The sequence below is a fragment of the Xanthomonas sp. NCPPB 2922 genome (assembly GCF_041520885.1).
GTDB classification, from domain to species: domain Bacteria; phylum Pseudomonadota; class Gammaproteobacteria; order Xanthomonadales; family Xanthomonadaceae; genus Xanthomonas; species Xanthomonas campestris.
In genome coordinates this window covers 1-18,405 of record NZ_JBGOFY010000013.1, presented here as the reverse complement: position 1 = coordinate 18,405, position 18,405 = coordinate 1, and the positions used below count along the sequence as shown (strand labels likewise).

At 65.1% G+C, this 18,405-nt stretch carries 16 protein-coding genes and 4 tRNA genes; 13 read left to right on the top strand and 7 right to left on the bottom strand.

Annotation, left to right across the window (positions count from 1 at the left end; genetic code table 11):
• Positions 1-3: 3 nt before the first annotated feature.
• The 4 genes from ACD584_RS14590 (at position 4) to hemN (ending at position 2,091) form a co-directional block, all read left to right on the top strand.
• A tRNA-Gly gene (locus ACD584_RS14590) sits at positions 4-79 on the top strand.
• Between the two features lie 69 nt (positions 80-148).
• A tRNA-Cys gene (locus ACD584_RS14585) sits at positions 149-222 on the top strand.
• A gap of 80 nt (positions 223-302) precedes the next feature.
• Positions 303-378 (top strand) — tRNA-Gly (locus tag ACD584_RS14580).
• Between the two features lie 300 nt (positions 379-678).
• Complete coding sequence (hemN, locus tag ACD584_RS14575) at positions 679-2,091, top strand: oxygen-independent coproporphyrinogen III oxidase (protein ID WP_076037679.1); 1,413 nt, start codon at positions 679-681, stop codon at positions 2,089-2,091.
• 15 nt (positions 2,092-2,106) lie between these two features.
• Here hemN and ACD584_RS14570 read toward each other — a convergent pair.
• Positions 2,107-2,190, bottom strand: a tRNA-Leu gene (locus tag ACD584_RS14570).
• A 139-nt stretch (positions 2,191-2,329) separates the two neighbouring features.
• Here ACD584_RS14570 and ACD584_RS14565 point away from each other — a divergent pair.
• Positions 2,330-3,622 carry a nucleotide sugar dehydrogenase gene (locus tag ACD584_RS14565; RefSeq protein ID WP_076035718.1) on the top strand — a complete coding sequence of 431 codons (1,293 nt, stop codon included), beginning with the start codon at positions 2,330-2,332 and terminating at the stop codon, positions 3,620-3,622.
• On the opposite strand, the gene ACD584_RS14560 is transcribed toward ACD584_RS14565, so the two are convergent.
• On the bottom strand, positions 3,606-4,859 hold the full coding sequence (locus ACD584_RS14560; protein ID WP_076035719.1) for a TIGR03862 family flavoprotein: 1,254 nt from the start codon (positions 4,857-4,859) through the stop codon (positions 3,606-3,608). The two genes, ACD584_RS14565 and ACD584_RS14560, sit on opposite strands and share 17 nt — an antisense overlap.
• Positions 4,860-4,870: 11 nt before the next feature.
• Positions 4,871-5,302, bottom strand: coding sequence for an FKBP-type peptidyl-prolyl cis-trans isomerase (locus ACD584_RS14555; protein ID WP_016944902.1), 432 nt, complete (start codon positions 5,300-5,302; stop codon positions 4,871-4,873).
• Positions 5,303-5,362: 60 nt separating this feature from the next.
• Between ACD584_RS14555 and ACD584_RS14550 the strand changes: the two genes are divergently transcribed.
• The 4 genes from ACD584_RS14550 (at position 5,363) to ACD584_RS14535 (ending at position 7,868) form a co-directional block, all read left to right on the top strand.
• Positions 5,363-5,728, top strand: coding sequence for a DUF6164 family protein (locus ACD584_RS14550; RefSeq protein WP_012438461.1), 366 nt, complete (start codon positions 5,363-5,365; stop codon positions 5,726-5,728).
• 33 nt (positions 5,729-5,761) lie between these two features.
• Positions 5,762-6,523: a sulfurtransferase gene (locus tag ACD584_RS14545; RefSeq protein WP_076035720.1), complete on the top strand. Its 762-nt coding sequence runs from the start codon at positions 5,762-5,764 to the stop codon at positions 6,521-6,523.
• A 215-nt stretch (positions 6,524-6,738) separates the two neighbouring features.
• Positions 6,739-7,386, top strand: coding sequence for a response regulator (locus tag ACD584_RS14540; RefSeq protein WP_040941286.1), 648 nt, complete (start codon positions 6,739-6,741; stop codon positions 7,384-7,386).
• Between the two features lie 275 nt (positions 7,387-7,661).
• A complete protein-coding gene (locus ACD584_RS14535; RefSeq protein WP_076035721.1) occupies positions 7,662-7,868 on the top strand; it encodes a hypothetical protein in 207 nt (68 codons plus the stop codon).
• Between the two features lie 84 nt (positions 7,869-7,952).
• Here the strand turns inward: ACD584_RS14535 and rne are convergent, their stop codons facing one another.
• Positions 7,953-11,531, bottom strand: coding sequence for a ribonuclease E (gene rne / locus ACD584_RS14530; protein ID WP_076035722.1), 3,579 nt, complete (start codon positions 11,529-11,531; stop codon positions 7,953-7,955).
• 402 nt (positions 11,532-11,933) lie between these two features.
• Here rne and ACD584_RS14525 point away from each other — a divergent pair, with 402 nt between their 5' ends.
• Positions 11,934-12,917 carry an RluA family pseudouridine synthase gene (locus tag ACD584_RS14525; RefSeq protein WP_011037239.1) on the top strand — a complete coding sequence of 328 codons (984 nt, stop codon included), beginning with the start codon at positions 11,934-11,936 and terminating at the stop codon, positions 12,915-12,917.
• 383 nt (positions 12,918-13,300) lie between these two features.
• On the opposite strand, the gene zupT is transcribed toward ACD584_RS14525, so the two are convergent.
• The 3 genes from zupT to ACD584_RS14510 all read right to left on the bottom strand — a co-directional run bounded on the left by zupT (position 13,301) and on the right by ACD584_RS14510 (position 15,022).
• Positions 13,301-14,119, bottom strand: coding sequence for a zinc transporter ZupT (gene zupT, locus ACD584_RS14520; RefSeq protein ID WP_076035723.1), 819 nt, complete (start codon positions 14,117-14,119; stop codon positions 13,301-13,303).
• A 127-nt stretch (positions 14,120-14,246) separates the two neighbouring features.
• Positions 14,247-14,669, bottom strand: a complete 423-nt coding sequence (locus ACD584_RS14515) for an energy transducer TonB (RefSeq protein WP_012438456.1) — start codon at positions 14,667-14,669, stop codon at positions 14,247-14,249.
• A complete protein-coding gene (locus ACD584_RS14510; protein ID WP_076035724.1) occupies positions 14,666-15,022 on the bottom strand; it encodes a 4a-hydroxytetrahydrobiopterin dehydratase in 357 nt (118 codons plus the stop codon). The genes ACD584_RS14515 and ACD584_RS14510 overlap by 4 nt, the downstream gene beginning before the upstream one ends.
• A gap of 92 nt (positions 15,023-15,114) precedes the next feature.
• Here ACD584_RS14510 and ACD584_RS14505 point away from each other — a divergent pair, with 92 nt between their 5' ends.
• The 3 genes from ACD584_RS14505 to ACD584_RS14495 all read left to right on the top strand — a co-directional run bounded on the left by ACD584_RS14505 (position 15,115) and on the right by ACD584_RS14495 (position 18,300).
• Complete coding sequence (locus tag ACD584_RS14505) at positions 15,115-15,714, top strand: NfuA family Fe-S biogenesis protein (protein WP_014507816.1); 600 nt, start codon at positions 15,115-15,117, stop codon at positions 15,712-15,714.
• Between the two features lie 13 nt (positions 15,715-15,727).
• Complete coding sequence (locus tag ACD584_RS14500) at positions 15,728-17,521, top strand: transmembrane repetitive protein (RefSeq protein WP_175611454.1); 1,794 nt, start codon at positions 15,728-15,730, stop codon at positions 17,519-17,521.
• 128 nt (positions 17,522-17,649) lie between these two features.
• The gene (locus ACD584_RS14495) at positions 17,650-18,300 is read left to right on the top strand and encodes a TraX family protein (RefSeq protein WP_011037233.1); all 651 of its coding nucleotides are present in this window, start codon (positions 17,650-17,652) and stop codon (positions 18,298-18,300) included.
• The last annotated feature ends 105 nt before the right edge of the window (positions 18,301-18,405 follow it).

Genomic DNA, 18,405 nt, shown 5'->3' with positions numbered 1-18,405 from the left:
CAAGCGGGAATAGCTCAGTTGGTAGAGCGCAACCTTGCCAAGGTTGAGGTCGCGAGTTCGAGTCTCGTTTCCCGCTCCAAGATGTAAACGCGGCCCCGTGCGCGGGGTCGTGTTGTTTCAGGGCAGGATGCCTTGGGTTTGATGTTTCGGCCTGGTGGTAGAGTGGTTATGCAGCGGACTGCAAATCCGCGTACGCCGGTTCAATTCCGGCCCAGGCCTCCACATCGTGTGTGTTTTCCCTGCCTCCGACGCGGCGATAGGGCTAGCGCAAAACGGTGACAAGCTGTAGAATATCGCTCCACGCGGGAATAGCTCAGTTGGTAGAGCGCAACCTTGCCAAGGTTGAGGTCGCGAGTTCGAGTCTCGTTTCCCGCTCCAAATTCAAGCCATGGACTTTACGGTCCATGGCTTTTTTATTTGGGTTGCACGTGGCGTGGATAAGCTACGCGTCGCGCAGCGGCGGCGATGCAATTGCACACTGCGGGATCCAAAGTTCACTGCGCTGTGCACTGGCACGGTATGAACCATGTGCCAGTTGCCATGCAAGCTGGCTGCACCACACGCTGACAGCGCTGCAGGGCAAACGTGATTTCAGCGGACGTGCCACTCCCTGCGCCACGTCACGATAGATTGATTCTGATCAAGGTGCCTCTGTCGCAGGTACGGCACGCTCCGCGCATGGAACCCGATATCGCTGCCGCGCATGCCCGTTGGAACTTCGATTACGCGTTGTTGCAACGCTACGACCGCCCAGGCCCGCGCTACACCTCCTATCCCACTGCGCCGCACTTCCAGCCCGGGTTTGGTGCCACGGATTTGCAGGCGGCGTTCTTGCGCGCGCAGCATCAGCGCCCTGGGCGCGCCTTATCGCTGTACGTGCATGTGCCGTTTTGCAGCAGTCCCTGTTTCTACTGCGGCTGCAATCGGATCATCACGCGCGACGCGACCAAGGGGCAGGCCTATGTCGCGCGCCTGCTCCGCGAGGCGACCAGCGCCGCCGAGCATCTGGAGCGCAGTCGAACGGTCGTGCAGCTGCATCTGGGTGGCGGGACGCCCAATTTTCTCTCGCCTGCGCTGCTTGGCGACTTGCTTGATGGCCTGCGTCGCATCTTTCGTTTCAGTATCGATCCCGGTCGCGACATCTCGATCGAACTGGATCCTCGCGCTGTTCAATCAGGCGACATTGCCGCGCTGGCGCAGCTGGGATTCAACCGGGTCAGCTTAGGCATCCAGGATTCCGATCCGGACGTGCAGGCGGCGATCAATCGCCGTCAAGGCGAGCAGGAGACATTGGAACTCATCGCTGCATGTCGGCAGGCAGGCATCGCCTCGGTGAACGTGGATCTGGTCTACGGTTTGCCGCGGCAGACGCAGGCGGGCTTCGCGCGTACGCTGAACCGCGTACTGGCGGCGCGACCAGATCGGTTGGCGATCTACGGGTATGCGCACCTGCCGCATGTGTTCAAGGCGCAGCGGCAGATCGATGTGCAGGAGTTGCCTTCCGCGCAAGAGAGGCTGGCGCTGCTCGGGCTCGCCGTACGTACGTTGTCGGCGGCGGGCTACCAGTACATCGGCATGGATCACTTCGCGCTTCCCAGCGAAGACCTGGCGATCGCGCAACGGCGCGGCGATCTGCAGCGCAATTTCATGGGCTACACCACGCATGCCGATACCGATCTGATCGGCTTGGGCGTCAGTGCGATTAGCCATGTTGGCGACAGCTACAGCCAGAATCCACGCGAACTGGCTGCGTGGGAAGCGGCGGTCGATCGCGGTGCCTTGCCCGTGTGCCGCGGGATGCAACTGAGTGCAGACGACCTGCTACGTGCGGAGGTCATCCAGGCCTTACTGTGCTGCGGACGTGTTGATCTGGCCGCCGTGGCGCAACGCCACCAGTGCGATGCGCGCCATTGCTTCGATGACGCGTTGGCTGCGCTGGAGGTGCTTGCCGCCGATGGCCTGGTGGAGGTGCGCGGGCTGTGCGTTGATGTCACCGCAACAGGGTGGCCGTTGGTCCGCCTGGCTGCCATGTGCTTTGACCGCTATCTGCAACCTTCGCAGCAGGACGTGCGCTACTCCAAAGCAATCTGATGGCGTGGGGGAGTGTGCCCGGGGCGGGGGTCGAACCCGCATAGCCTTGCGGCTGAGGGATTTTAAGTCCCTTGCGTCTACCAATTTCGCCACCCGGGCAGACCGATAGCGTGCCTGATTGCGGGGCGATTGTGAATCTCCATCGCGTGCAAAGCGGCTGACCGGGCGGTTGCCGGCTGCGCTATGCTGCCGCCGCACTGGCGCGCGGTGCCGTGCCGCGCATGATCGAAGGAACCGCATGTCCCGCACCCCGCCGTTCGACCCGCTTCAGGCGCACATTGCCGTCATCGGGCTTGGCTACGTCGGCCTGCCGCTGGCCGTCGCGTTCGGTGAGCGGCGCGACACGCTGGGCTTCGATATCGATGCCCAGCGCGTGGCGCAGTTGCAGCAGGGCCACGATGCCACGCTGGAACTGGACGATGCAGAACTCGCCGCTGCAGGGCAGTTGCGCTACACCGCCGACGCTGCAGAACTTGCGGGCTGCACGATCTTCATCGTCACCGTGCCCACGCCCATCGACAGTTTCGAACAGCCGGACCTGGAACCGCTGCGCAGTGCCACCGTGTTGATTGCCGCTGCGCTCAAGCCAGGCGATCTGGTGATCTACGAATCGACGGTGTACCCCGGCACCACCGAAGAAGTCTGCGTGCCGCTGCTCGAAGAAGCCTCCGGGCTGCGGTTCAATGCTGATTTCTTCTGTGGCTACAGCCCCGAGCGCGTCAACCCGGGTGACCGGCAGCGGCGGCTGCGCGACATTCGCAAGATCACCTCCGGCTCCACACCCGACGCCGCCGACGCGGTGGATGCGCTCTACGCCAGCATCATCACGGCCGGCACCTGGCGCGCCGAATCGATCCGCGTGGCCGAAGCGGCCAAGGTGGTGGAGAACATCCAGCGCGACGTCAACATTGCGCTGGTCAACGAGCTGGCGCTGATCTTCGACAAGCTCGGCATCGACACGCTCGATGTGCTCGAAGCCGCCGGGACCAAGTGGAATTTCCTGCCGTTCCGGCCCGGTCTGGTCGGCGGGCATTGCATCGGTGTGGACCCGTATTACCTGCTGCACAAATCCGAGAGCGTGGGTTACCACCCGGATCTGATCCACACCGCGCGGCAGGTGAACAATCGGGTTGGCCGTCACGTGGCCGAGCGCGTCTGCAGCTTGCTCGCGGCGCAAGGGATTGCACCACCGCAGGCGCGGGTGCTGGTGCTCGGCGCCACCTTCAAGGAGAACTGCCCGGATCTACGCAACAGCCGTGCCCTGGAGCTGGTGCAGCTGCTGCAGGTCGCCGGCGCGCAGGTCGATACCTGCGACCCGTGGGCCGATCCCGAAGACGCGCTGCGCCACGGCGGCGTGCAGCTGTGCGAGACGCCGGAAGAGGGCGCCTACGATGCCGTGGTCCTGGCGGTGGCGCATGCGCAGTACCGCGACTACGATGCGCAGCGCATCGCCGCACTCGGCAAGCCGGGCGCGGTGTTCTATGACGTCAAATCGGTGTGGCCGCGCGCGTCGGTCAACGCTCGGCTGTAGCGCCGCGTTGCAGCCACTGCACCGCGCCCTGCGCCGCGCGCAGACCGCTGGCAAAGCACGCCGTCAGCAGATAACCGCCGGTTGGTGCTTCCCAGTCGAGCATTTCGCCGGCGCAGAACACACCCGGTTGCGCACGCGCCATCAGCTGCGCATCCAGTGCCTCCAGACGTACGCCGCCGGCCGTGCTGATGGCTTCCGCCAACGGCCGTGGCCGCAGCAAACGCAGCGGTAGCTGTTTGAGCGTCTGCGCAACGCGCGTGAGGTCATCGCCGGCCTGCTTGCCCAAGTGTTCGAACAGCAGCGCGGTCTTGACGCCATCGATGCCGGTCTGGCGGCGCAGGTGCTCGCTGAAACTGCGCCCGTTGCGCGGCTTTTGCAGATCCGCCTGCAGCCGCTCCAGCGTGCGGCCGGGTACCAGGTCGAGCCAGAGCGTCGCCGTGCCGTGTGTCTGGATCTGCGTGCGCAGGTCCGCCGACAGCGCATAGATCAGGCTGCCCTCGATTCCCGTTGCGGTGATCACGCATTCGCCCTGCAGCGCCTGTGTCGCACCATCGCGCCCTTGCCACTGGGCAACTACCGCCTTCAATGGCGCACCGGCGTGGCGCTGCACAAAATGCGGCGTCCATGCGATGTCGAAGCCGCAATTGGCCGGCTGCAGTGGCGCCACCGCGATGTCGCGCTGCTCAAGGAGGGGTGCCCATTGCCCATCCGATCCCAGCTGCGGCCAGGTGCCACCACCCAGCGCCAGGATCACCGCATCGGCCGCGAATGCCTGCTCGCCGGTTGGTGTGGCGAAGCGCAGCGCACCACCGTCATCCCAGCCGAGCCAACGATGCTGCACATGGAAACTCACACCCTGTTCTTTGAGTCGTCGCACCCAGCCGCGCAGCAGTGGAGCGGCCTTGCGGTCCATCGGAAATACGCGGCCAGAACTTCCAACGTAGGTCTCCACGTCCAGGTCGCGCGCCCACGCGCGCAGTGCCTCGGCGTCGAACGCCTGCAGCCAGTGCCCAACCTCGGTGCTGCGTTCGCGATAGCGCTGTGCGAAGACAGGCGGCGGATCGGAGTGGGTCAGGTTCAAGCCGCCCTTGCCGGCGATCAGGAACTTGCGCCCGACCGACCCCTTCGCTTCATAAAGATCCACAGCAAGCCCGGCGGCGCGTGCGACCTCGGCCGCCATCAGGCCGGCCGGGCCGCCACCAATCACCGCGAGCCGCGGTGTGTTTGCATCGGTCATGAGGTGCGTGCTCAGCGCGGCTGCACGCCAAGCAGTTCGACGTCGAACACCAGCGAGGCGCCCGGCGGAATGACCCCACCGGCACCTTTGTCGCCGTAACCGAACTCCGGCGGGATCATCAAGGTCCGCTTGCCGCCGACGCGCATGCCGGCCACACCCTCATCCCAGCCGCGGATGACCTGGCGGCCACCCAGCACGAACTGGAACGGCTCGGCGCGATCCAGTGAGCTGTCGAACTTCTTGCCGTGTTTGTCGGCCGCCTTCTCGTCGTATAGCCAGCCGGTGTAGTGCACGGTGACCAACGCATTGGGCGTGGCTTCGGTGCCAGTGCCGACGGTGCGATCGATCCGCTCGAACGCGGCGATGGTGCCACCGGACGGGGGCAGGGCAGGGGCGCAGCTCGCCAGCAACAGGGCGGCGCAAAGCGTCAAAAAGAGGCGCATGGCGTGATCCACAGGAGTGAGGCGCGCATTATCGCACCTGGCTCCCGCTATCATCGCGTCATGGCAAAACTGCTGCTCAACCTACGCAATGTCCCCGACGACGAAGCTGACGACGTGCGGGCACTGATGCGCGACAACCTGGTGCAGACCTACGAAACGCGCCCCAGCAATTGGGGCATTTCCGCCGGCGGCATCTGGCTTAGCGAGGATGCGGACTATCCGCGAGCCAAGGCACTGATGGATGCGTACCAGGCCCGGCGCGGTGCTGATGCGCGTGCACAGCGGCAGCAGGCGCTGGCGTCGGGGACCGCGGAAACCTTCGGCGCGTTGTTGCGTCGGCGGCCATTGTTCGTGCTGGCCACCCTGGTCGGCATGTTGGTGATCGCCTCGCTGGTATTGCTGCCGTTCCTGTTGTTGCGCGGATAACCTGCCGCAGCGGATCGGGCTTAAAATAGCGCCATGATCACCAATACCGCTGCCTATCAGTTCGCCCCGATCCAAGACCCGCAACAGCTGGCGGACAGCGTGCTGGAGCGCGCCCAGCAGCGTGCGCTGAAGGGTTCGGTGCTGGTGGCCGAAGAAGGTATCAACCTGTTTCTGGCCGGCGATGCCGAGCAGATCGCAGGCTTCTATGCCTGGCTGCATGCAGACGCGCGCTTTGCACAGATGCGCGTGAAATACAGCCATAGCGCCGAGCAACCGTTCGCGCGGCTCAAGGTCAAGGTCAAGCCGGAAATCATCAGCTTCCGCCGCGATGATGCCTCGCCGCTGCAAGGCCGCGCGCCGTCGGTGGCGCCTGCAATGCTACGGAAATGGATGCAGCAGGGGCACGACGATCACGGCCGCCCGCTGGTGCTGCTGGATACCCGCAATGCCCAGGAAGTGGCGTATGGCACGTTCCAGGGCGCACTCACGTTGCCGATCGACAAGTTTACCGAACTGCCCGAGGCATTGCAGCCGCACCGTGCAGCGCTCGCCGATGCCACGGTGGTGAGCTTCTGCACCGGCGGCATCCGCTGCGAAAAGGCTGCGCTGTGGATGCATGCCGAGGGCATGGACAACGTACTGCAGCTGGAAGGCGGCATCCTGGGGTACTTCGAGGACGTTGGTGGTGAGGGCTACAACGGGCGGTGTTTCGTGTTCGATGAGCGCGTGGCCCTCGATGCGGAACTCCGTCCGTTGGTCGAAGGCGCAGCGTGCGCAGACGCAGGGAAAATCTGACCGGGCACGACTGTATTGTCCGATGTCTGCAACGCAAGCGTCACGGCACGATGCTGGTCACGTGGAGCGCGGCACAGCACGCGTTGAGCGCGGGTTTGCCGGGATCTGGCGCAATACACGCGTCTAACTTCCACGTAATACGTCGCATCGAGCTTGCCCTGAATTATTCACGGAGCTAGGCTGCACCAGCCAGCCGCACAGCGAGGACTACACGGATGACAATCAGAGTTTTTCTGATCGACGATCATGCACTCGTGCGTACCGGCATGAAGATGATCCTGTCCAAGGAAGTGGACATTGAAGTGGTGGGCGAAGCAGAGAGTGGGGAAGCGGCGCTGCCGCAGATTCGCCAGCTCAAGCCGGGCATCGTGTTATGCGATCTGCACCTGCCGGGAGTCAGCGGGCTGGAGATCACCGAGCGCATCGTCAAAGGCGACTACGGCACGCGGGTCATCATTGTGTCGGTGCTGGAAGATGGCCCGCTGCCCAAGCGGCTGCTCGAAGCCGGTGCGTTCGGCTATGTCGGCAAGGGCGGCGACGCGCACGAGTTGCTGCGCGCCTTGCGTGAAGTGGCGCTGGGCCGTCGTTATCTCGGCAACACCATCGCGCAGAACCTTGCGCTGTCCAACCTGGAAGGCGGCGGTTCGCCCTTCGATGCGCTGTCGCCACGTGAGCTTGAGGTCGCGCTGCTGCTGACGCAGGGCCTACGACAGGAAGACATCGCCAAGCGCCTGAATCTCAGCGCCAAGACCATCAATACCCACAAGGCGCGCCTGTTCGAAAAGGTCGGCATCCAGGACAACATCGCCCTGGCGCGACTGGCCAATCAATACGGCCTGACCGATCCCGCACGTACGCTGTGAACGCATGCCGCCGCTGAGGCGATGTGGTGTTGTCGGCGGTGTATGGCTGATCAATCGAGAGGCAATTCGTGGCGCTTCACTTAGGTGGTCGCGCCGCGTTTGAACGTACGTGCTTTATGGAAAGTCATTGAGAGATGGGCTGGCGTGTTCCTGTGCTGGTGCGAGTGGTAGAGCGTTGGTTGTGCTCTGCGCTTAGCGTCCTGGAGCGCTGTCGTTCTGTGGAGCTACAGGGCTTTGGAGCGGCAGACGCGTAAAGCCGCAGATCTATTGATCGAATGCTCACCGACGCGGTGACGGTGCAGGTACTCGCCGGTCTGATCACAGCGCTGAATTTCTGTTTGTTCGATGTGGCAACGGCGACGTGGTTTCTCGACACGCTCAAGGCGCGGTCTGATCGAAGCGGTAATGGGCAATACCTGTCGAAGTTTGAATTCGCGTACCAGGCAGCTGCAAACTCCATGCAGTTTGCGACTGTCAGTTGATGACACAAAAAAAGCGGCCCGAAGGCCGCTTTTTTTGTCGCCACCATCCGGGTTGCCCAGGACAGCGTCAGTCACGCGTAACGATCAGTGATCGCTACGCGGCTTGTTGGCATCGTCTTTCGACGCTGCGGCCTCGGTGTCGTCCTTGTCGTCCGCTGCATCAGCAGCGTCAACAGACGGCGCCGCCGGCTTGGACGCTTCCGACACGACCACCGTCGGCTGCCGTGCCTCTGCAGGTTGCTGCGCAGCCACAGGCGCCGCAGCAGCGGCCGGCGTGGAGTGCTCAGCTACCTTGGCTGCCGGAGCAGTCTCGACCTGAGCCTGCGGAGCTGCCGCTTGCGGCGATTGCGGAGCCAACGCATCGAGCAGGGTGGTCTGCACCGGCGCGTAGGGCTTGCGCGCCGGCGCCGCTGGCGCGGTGTCGGTGGCCGGCTGCGCAACCGCGGCGGTCGAGGTCACTGCGACATCCACGGCCTTGCCGGCCGTGCTGGACGGTTCGGCATGCGGTGCGGTGACCGTGACCGTGACCACGGCAGCTTCGGCCGGCGCAACGGGCGCCGGCGTGACCTGCGCTGCAGGCGACGGCTCAACCGACGCTGTCGCGGCAGGCTGCGTCGGTGCTGCAGGCTGCACCGGGGAGACGGCTTCAGTCACTTCAGGACGAACGCTTTGCACCGCTGCCGCAGCCGGAGCCGCTGCCTCCGGTGCAACACGCGGGGCGTCCTGCACGGGAGCGCGCTGCTGCTCCTGTGCCGGCGCAGCCTCGATCGATGGCGAAGCGGCGTGCGGTGCTGCAGCGGGTTTCTGCGACGCTGCCTGCGAGGATTCCGCCTGCGACGACACGGCGGCTTCGGGCGAGGCAACCGGTGCCGACTGCGCGGTGATCACCGGCTGCTGCGGGGTAGTCGGTGCGCTGTCGACGGACGGTGCAGCTGACGCTGCCGTATCAGCCGGCGGCTGCGTTTCGGCTCGCTCCTTCGGCACCAGACGTGGCGTCACCGGCGTCTGCTGCTCCGGGCTGCGCTCAACCTTTGCCTGGGCCCGAGCGGGCGGGGTGCCGGCATCGTCATCGAAGTCGAACTCGGGCTGCCCGGCGCGTGGCGCGGACGACGTCGGTGCTGGCGTACCGGCATCGTCGTTGTCGCTATCCAGATCACCGTCGGCATCGCCGTCCAGATCATCGGACTCAAGACCATCCGCTCCGGTCCCACCTTCACCCGTGGCGCCTGCACCACGACGACGGCGGCGACCACCGCGACGGCCGCGACGGCGACGGCTTCCGCCCTCGCCATTGGCGCCGTCATCGCCTGCCGGTGCGTCCTGGGCATGGCCCTCGGCGGCGGCATCGGCAGTTGCCTCGGAGGCGGCGGGCGTCACCGTCATGTCGACCGGATGTGCGGCGTCGGTCTCGTGCGTTGGCACCGTCCTGGACACCGGCGCGGCGGTATCGGCAATGGCCGCTGCCACGCTTGCGGTGGTGGCGGTCGCCGCAGTCGCGGTCACGGCCTGTGCCACTGCTGCATCGTCCTGGCGTGCGGGACGCTGCTGCTTTTCAGCCGGCGCACCATCCTGCTGGCGCGGAGGACGCGGCTGCTGGTTTTGCTGCTGCTTTGGCTGCTTCGGTTGCTGACCCTGCTGCGGCTGCTTGGGCGCCTGCGGCTCGTTGCGCGCTGGCTTGGCCACCTGCACTTGCTGCTGCGGCTGGCTGCCAGTTTGCGGCGCGGTCGGCTGGCGACGCTCGTCGCGGCGCTCCTTGTTGGCGCCGTTGCCACTGCCATTGCCGCCATTGCCGCGGTGCTGACCGCCATTGCCATTGCGTGCATCGCGGCGTTGTCCGCCACGCTCGCCGCGATCATTGCGGTTGCCACGCGCGGCGTCGTTCTGACGCGGGCGCTGCTGCTGCGACGCTTCCGGCGCTGCCGCCGGAGCATCGACACCGCCGAAGATGCGCTTCAACCAGCCCACCACGCCGGTGACCGGTGCGGGGAGCGGCAGTGCCACCACCGGCGCCGTGGCGGGCGCCGCGGCGACCGGGGCAGGGGCCTCTTCACGCACCGGAGCCGGTTGGCTCGGCTTGATCGAAGTCACCGCCGGCGCGACCGGGATATTCAACTGGGCCTTGGTCAGCGCATGCACCGGCAACTTGCGCGGCGTGCCGCGCTGATAGCTCGGCTTGCCGCTGTCTTCGCCCAGCTCGTTCTCACGCAGGCGCGTGACTTCGTAATGCGGGGTATGCAGCTGCTCGTCGGCCACGATGATGATCGGCGACTCATGGCGCTGCTCGATCTCGCGCAATGCGCTGCGCTTTTCGTTGAGCAGGTAATTGGCGATCTCCACCGGAGCCTGTACCAGCACCTGCCCGGTGTTCTCCTTCATGGCGTGCTCTTCGGCCACGCGGATGATCGACAGCGACAGCGATTCCACGCTGCGCATACGGCCATGGCCGTCGCAACGCGGGCACACGATCTGGCTGGACTCACCCAGGCTCGGACGCAGACGCTGGCGGCTCATCTCCATCAGGCCGAAGCGCGAGATCCGGCCCAGCTGCACGCGCGCACGGTCGTACTTGAGCGCGTTCTGCAGCTTGTTTTCCACTTCGCGCTGGTGCTTGGTGGACGCCATGTCGATGAAGTCGATGACAACCAGACCGCCGAGGTCACGCAGGCGCAACTGGCGCGCCACTTCTTCGGCCGCTTCCAGATTGGTCTGGAACGCGGTTTCCTCGATGTCGCTGCCCTTGGTGGCGCGCGAGGAGTTGACGTCGACGGCGGTCAGCGCTTCGGTCTGGTCGACCACGATCGAGCCGCCCGACGGCAGGCGCACATTGCGCTCGTAGGCGCCTTCGATCTGCGACTCGATCTGGAAGCGGTTGAACAGCGGGATATCGTCGGTGTAGTGCTTGAGCTTGCGCAGGCTCTGCGGCATGACCTGCTGCATGAACTCCTGGGCGTCGGCATACAGCTCCGGCGTATCGACCAGGATTTCGCCGATGTCGGCGCGCAGGTAGTCGCGCAGGGCGCGGATGATCAGGCGCGACTCCTGGTAGATCAGGAACGCCGCCGGCTTGCTCAGCGCGGCTTCGGCAATCGCCTTCCAGGTCTGCAGCAGGTAATCCAGATCCCACTGCAGCTCTTCAGCATCGCGGCCGACGCCGGCGGTGCGGATGATCACGCCCATGTCGTCGGGGATGTCGAGCTTGTCCAGCGCGTCCTTCAGTGCGGCACGGTCCTCGCCTTCGATCCGACGCGAGACGCCACCGGCGCTCGGGGAATTGGGCATCAGCACCATGTAGCGGCCGGCGAGCGAGATGAACGTGGTCAGGGCGGCGCCCTTGTTGCCGCGCTCTTCCTTGTCGACCTGGACCACCACTTCCTGGCCCTCACGCAGCAGCTCACGGATGGTCGACTTGTTGTGGTCGACACCGGCCTGGAAGTAATCGCGGGAGATTTCCTTCAGCGGCAGGAATCCATGGCGCTCGGCGCCATAGTCCACGAACGCCGCTTCCAGCGAGGGCTCGAGCCGCGTGATGCGACCCTTGTAGATATTGGACTTCTTCTGTTCCTTGGACGGCTGTTCGATGTCGATGTCGTACAGGGTCTGGCCGTCCACAATCGCCACGCGCAGCTCTTCGGCCTGCGTTGCGTTGATCAGCATTCGCTTCATTGTTGCGTTCCTCGCGCGCTCTACCGCGCGGAACGCCGTGACGTTTCGCCTCTGGAACGGGTCGCCGGCCTTTCGCGCAACGCGCGGACAGGCCTGGCTAGGGTTTCCAGCGCTGCAACACCACGGCAGGCCGCGGGAGCGCTTCTCTTAAGTTTTTTATAGGTGTTTCAGGGCCGGCAGCTGCGTCCGGACAACCGGGACAGCGCACGGGACATGTTCAGCGCAACGGCCAAAAACCGCTGGCGATGGCCGGGTAGGCCGGTGAGCCGCTAACATGGCCGCCCCGGGGGCGGTGGTTGCGCACTGTGCCGGAATCATCGGAAGTCAGGCTTCTGGCCAATCAACTTCCAACGAAATCAAACCCTTATCTCGCTCGCCGAGTGTAACAGAATAAAGAGCCGGATGACCGACCCCCAGCCCCCCAAGCCTCCCGCCGACCGTGTGGGCGTGCGCATTCTCAAAGTTCCGGAAGACCGCACTGGGCAGCGGCTGGACAATTTCCTGCTGGGACAATTGAAGGGCGCGCCACGCAGCCTGATCTACAAGCTGGTGCGCAGCGGGCAGGTGCGCGTGAACGGCGGGCGGGCCAAGGCCGAGCGCAAGCTGGAGGGTGGGGAAGAAGTGCGCATCCCGCCGGTGCGTCTCACCGAAGAGGGCGACAAGGCCGCGCCGCCATCGGCGTTCCAGGCGCGGCTGGAAGCGGCCATCGTGTTCGAAGATGCGCGCCTGCTGGCGCTCAACAAGCCTACCGGCGTGGCCAGTCATGGCGGCAGCGGGATCAGCTTCGGGGCGATCGAGACCTTGCGCGCCTTGCGTCCGAACCAGACGCTGGAGCTGGTGCATCGCCTGGATCGCGATACATCGGGCCTATTGATCGTGGCCAAAAAGCGTTCAGCGCTGACCGAGCTGCAGGCCTTGATGCGCGAAGACGACAGGGTGGACGGGCGCAGCATCACCAAGCGCTACCTCACGCTGCTGGTAGGGCGGATGCCCGACGGGGTGATGAGTGTGGATGCGCCGCTGCACATCGGCCTGCGCCAGGGCGGCGAGCGGCATGTGCAGGTCAATGCAATCGGCAAGCCATCGCTGAGCCACTTCCGGTTGCTGGAGCGTCGCGGCGGGCATTCCTACTGTGAGGTACGCATCGAGACCGGGCGCACCCACCAGATCCGTGTGCATGCACAGCACCTCGGTCATGCGGTTGCCGGCGACGACAAATACGGCGACCCCGAGGTGAACAAGCGCCTGCGCGACCAGGTCGGCCTGCGCCGCCTGTTCCTGCATGCCGCCTCGCTGGAGTTCGCGCTGGACAACGGCAAGACGCCGTATGTGCTCAACGCACCGTTGGCGCCGGAGTTGGCTGAGGCGCTGGATCGGCTGGGTTGAGTCGCGGCTTCGCAAGAGGCGATAGTTCCTCGCTGGCACGGGAAAGTACGCACGCGTCGTGCTTGATGCGCGGCGCGTGCGCACCCTTCGGGTTCAACGTCAGATCTTTCGCTGCCCCGGGATGGCAAACGCGGCGGCATGAAATGCTGAGGTCCATTCCCCCGCTGTCACTGAGGAACGGCTAGCAGGTCTAGCCCGGTAGCTGCCTCCGGTGCCTCTCTCGTGGGTCTTGGCTAGAACGCGCCTCGCGTGAGTTCGCGTGGGCACGTCAGGCGCGCGCCGATTTGGCGCGATGTATCGGGCATCGCTGCATCCCTGTAACAGCAGACCAGGCAGCTGTGGGGCAGGGCAGCACTCATCAGCACTGGCAATTGGCTGCAGGCTCAAGGTGCCGCATAACGGAACAACACCAGGCTGATCGCCAGCGTGCCCATGCCCGACACCAGGCCGTAGACCGTCTCGTGTCCTTGTGCGTAGCGCTTGGCGGCAGGCAGCAACTCGTCCAGCGCGAGGAACACCATGACCCCGGCGATCACCCCGAACACCGCTCCGAACACGGCCTCGGACAGCACGCTGGACAGGAGCAGGTAGCCGATGCCCGCGCCGATCGGCTCGGCCAGGCCGCTCAACAGGCTCGCCCCGAACGCATAGAACTTGTTGCGCGTGGCGAAATACACCGGCACGGCGATGGCAATGCCTTCGGGGATGTTGTGGATGGCGATGGCGAACGCCAGCGGCATGCCCACCGCCGGGCTTTCCAGCGTTGCGAAGAACGTGGCCAGGCCTTCGGGAAAGTTGTGCGCGGTGATGGCGACTGCCGTCAGCAGGCCCACGCGCCGGATGTAGGCGCGGTTGTCGTCGCGAAATTGCGGGTCGTCGGTGGACAGGCTTTGGTGCGGATTAGGCACCAGGCGGTCGATCACCATGATCAGCAGCATTCCGCCCAGGAAGGTCAGCGTGCCGTAGGTGAAGCCGAGCTTGTCGTTGTAGGCGGTGGAGAACGAGGCGATCGACTTGTTGAGGATCTCCGACAGCGACACGAACACCATGGCGCCGCCGGCAAATGCCAGCCCGAAGGCCAGCAGGCGCGGGTTGGGCTTCTTGGCGAAGACGGCCATGAGACTGCCCAGGCCGGTCGCCAGGCCGGCGGCAAGAGTAACCGCAAGCGCGGTCCAGACATTGTGCGATGACACTTCAAGCATTGACGCAACGACCTCGTCGAAAAGAATGGCGATCCGGCGGAGTGCGTGGCGAGTTCAGCTGCGCGTGTCTGCGCTCGGCCATCCGCTGCTGCAGGATGGCCATGGCGCGATGATGGATGCGTGGTGGTCAGCCGCCGCGGCGGGCGCGCTCTTCGATGGCGAAGCATTCGTCAGGCTTGGGGACCGGCGGCTTGAAGTCCACCGGCACCTGGATGGTCTGCGGCACCGGCTGTCCATTGCGGGTGGCGGCCTTGAACTGCCACTCGCGCACGCGCGTCTGCGCCGCCTCATCCAACACCGGCTGGCCGCTGCTCTGGGCGACGGTGACATCGGTAGGGGAGCCTTGCGGGCCAACCACCACACGCAGCACCGTCTTGCCACCGATTCCTGCACAGGCCAGCTGCGGTGAGTATTCAGGCGGGGGCGTCTTCAGGGCGGCCAACTCGGTGGGAGCCACGCCGGGCGTGGCGGCCTCCTGCGATGGCTTGCCGCAGCCGACGAGGGCGCCGGCGACGCACAGGCCGGCAAGCAGGGCGCGATACTGGTTCATGCGGTGATTCCTTGATCGAAGAGCTGAGCTGCCTTGGCCGCGCAAATGAAGTCGTTCTCGCTCAGCCCGCCCACGTCGTGGGTGGAATAGCGCACCACTACGCGGTCGTAATGCACGCCCAAATCCGGATGGTGGTCTTCGCGGTGTGCGATCCAGGCCAGCGCATTGACGAAGGCGAGGGTGCGGTAATAGTCGGCGAAGCGGAATGTGCGCGTGATGGCCATGCCGGCTTCGGCCAGCTCCCAGCCGGGGACCTGGGGCAACAGCTCGGCCAGGTGGGCTTCGCCCAGCTTGTGGTCGCTGCCCTTGCGGGGCAGGCAATGGGCCTGTTCCAGGGGGATGAGATCGGTCATGACAGGCGGCCTCGCGAATTGGCGAACAGAAGCACCCACCAGGATCACGGTGTTCCATGAGCGGGGGCGCATTGAGCGGTAGAATAACCCGCATGATCCAGATATCCGACAAAGCCCAGACCTATTTCCGCAAGCTCATCGAGCGCGAGGGTGTGCCCGGCATGGGCGTGCGCCTGAGCGCGGTGGACGCGGGCACCCCGCGTGCAGACGCCAAACTCGAGTTCGCCGAGCCGGCCGACTTGTCCGGCGACGAATGGGCCATCGATTGCGATGGCTTCACCTTGTATGTGGTGGCCGCCAGTGTGCCGTGGATGGATGGCGCCGAGATCGACTACGTCACCCAGTCCACCGGCAACCAGCAGCTCACCATCAAGGCGCCCAAGATCAAGGGCGAGGCACCGGCCGAGTCGGCGTCGATGGTGGAGCGCGTGCGCTGGGTGGTAGAGAACGAGATCAACCCGCAGCTGGCCTCGCATGGCGGGCGCGTCGCGGTGCAGGAAGTCTCGGCCGAGGGCGTGGTGTTGCTGCGCTTCGGCGGCGGCTGCCACGGCTGCGGCATGGCCGATGTCACCCTGAAGCAGGGCATCGAGAAGACCTTGATGGGGCGCGTGCCCGGCGTGATTGCCGTGCGCGACGCGACCGATCACGCCACCGGCGACGCGCCTTACATTCCGCGCGACAGCGCGGCCTGATTCCGCACCACCGGTGACAACCGCTGCCGATCTCCTGCAGGCGCTGTTGGCGCGCATGCCGGGCAAGCTCATTCTGGATCGGCGGACTGGGTTGCCCTATGGCTGGGGCATCTGGATGCGGGGGCGGCTGGGTACGCCAGCACGGTTTGATGACGACCAACTGACGGACGCGCTGTTGGCGCGTCCTGCGCCGCGACCTCGAGACGGCATGGCAGGAAGACTGAGTCCGTTCCAGGCATTCCGCAGCCTGTGGTGGCAACACTGGGACCCGCGCCCGCGCGACGAGCGCCCGCTGCACTGGGGTGCGGTACTCGGCAGTGGGCTGATCCACCTGGGATTTATCGCCTTGTTGCTGTGGGTGGTCAGCGTGCGCTGGGCCCCGGACGACACCAAACAGGGCGATGAGGCCCGGGTGCGCCTGACCTATGTAGGCGAGGGCGCCGCAGATCAGGGCGGTGGCGAAGGCGAGCCGGCCGCGGACGCTGCGCCAGCCACAGCGGCATCTGGCGCTCAGCAAGCGGCGGCATCTGCGGCAGCCGCGTCGTCAGCAGCAGCGTCGCCGGCAAGCACCGCATCCACAGTGGCCGAGCCAGTGGAGCCGGCAGCCGACGTGCCGGACGTCGCGCCCGAACCTGTTGTGGCTGCGGCGGCGGAACCCAGTACGCCCGATATCCCGCAGATCCGTGTGCAGGTGCCGCAGGTCACGCTGGAATCGCCGCTGCAGGTGACTGAAACACCGGTGCCGACCACGGATTTCGTCGTCCCGCCGCCGCCCACCATCACTGTGGCGCCACGCCCGATCGAGCCGGCTGCACCACAGGTACGCCAGCGCGAGATCCAGACGGTGACCGAGCGGCCACAGGTGCGCGAACTGCAGCAACCGACTGCGGCCGTTGCCGTGCGCGCTGCCGCGGCACCCACCGTGCGCGAGCGCGAGATCGTCGTGCCCGAACAGGCTAGGGTCACCGCGCCCACCGTGCGTGCACGTGAGGTAGTTCCCACGGTTCGCATGCCTGAGTTGGCGGTGCGTGCTGCAGAGCTGCCGAACGTGCCGGACCCGGCGCCACAGCCGACGCCGGCGCAGACACCCCCGGCGCAACCGGCAGTCGTGCAGACGCCTTCGGCTGCGGCGGCCCCCATATCGCCTGCGGCGCCGGCACCTTCCAGCGCGCCGTCAGCCGCTAATCAGACAAACCAGCAGACGGCTGCGCAATCTGCGAAACCGGCGTCAGCGGCCGCTGCATCCAGCAAGCCGGCGGCCAGCAGCGGTGCCGGCCCGAAACCGGTTGATCGCAGTGGCGGATGGGATGTGGCGGCCAACGCGGACGACTGGAGCAAATCGACCCGCGACCGTCCCGGGCAGGCAACCGGTGCCGATGGCAAACGCGACGGCATGTTCAACAACGACGGCAGCGTGCGGGTTGCTGCCGGTGGCGAGGCCGGCAATGGCGCTGGCGATCGCGGCCCGCCTGGCAGCGATACCGACACCTGGACGCGTGACCAGATTGCGCAAGGCGGCACCTGGCTCAAGCGGCCGCCCTACGGTTACACGCCGACGTCGCTGGACAAGTATTGGATGCCGAACCAGACGTTGTTGCAGGAATGGGTGCGGCGCGGATTGAAGAAGATCGAAATTCCCATTCCCGGCACCACGACCAAGATCAGCTGCGTGGTGTCTGTGCTGCAATTCGGCGGCGGCTGCGGCCTGAGCGACCCGAATCTCAACGATCAGCCAGCCATCGCAAGGCCGCCACCGGATGTGCCGTTCAAGCGGGAGTTGCAGGAAGACAATGGGGCTGTGAGATAGCAGGGCTGCAAAGAATGGCTGGGATTGGTGACCGGTGCTGCAGAACTGCTGGCAGCTCCAGAGTTAGATAAGTTGATCAGTAAATCCGCATTAGCTCATCGAGCCGTCGTCGAACAAGGAGGGATAGCATGACAAGCGGAGGCCGTGAATTGGTGAAGTGGCTCGCGCTGCTGTTTATGACAGGCGACCACACCTTGAAGATTTTGCACCTGGGCTATATGCCGGTCATTGCAGAACTAGGCCGGGTGGCATTTCCATTGTTCGCACTGGTGTTTGCCTACAATTTGGCGCAGCCGGGTGCTGATGTCGCCAAGTTGATCAAGCGCTTGTTCCTGTGGGGACTCGTTGCGACACCGATTGCGGCGATCGCATTCAATCGGGCACTGCCGCTCAATATTCTCTTGTCCTTCGCATTGGCAGCTGTCTGTATTCGTGCGATCGAAGAACGAAAATGGATTGTGTTGGCGTTCTGCCTGTTGCCGGCACCTTACCTGGTTGACTATCGGTGGAACGGGCTGGCTGTTGTACTCGGTGCCTGGCTGTTCTGGCGCAATCCAGCGGGCTGGCGATGGCCAAGGGCAGTGTCGGTTGTCGTGCTCTTGGTGATCCCGCTAGTGCTCTTGTGCTTGGTGAACCGGACGTTGTGGCCGCTGCTTGCGCTGCCGGTTGCAGGTTTGGCTTACCTGTCATGGGCCATCCCGCGGACGGGTAGAGCGTTCTACATGTATTACTGCGGCCATCTGACGGCTTTGACTGGGTTGTCGTACGCAATGGTTTGAACTGATGCTCCTGAAGACGTTGTTCTGACATAATATACATTATGCGAAATGGCGTATCGGTCGGCACGATCGCGAATTCGTTTGGTCTGGCTTTGGATCAAGTCT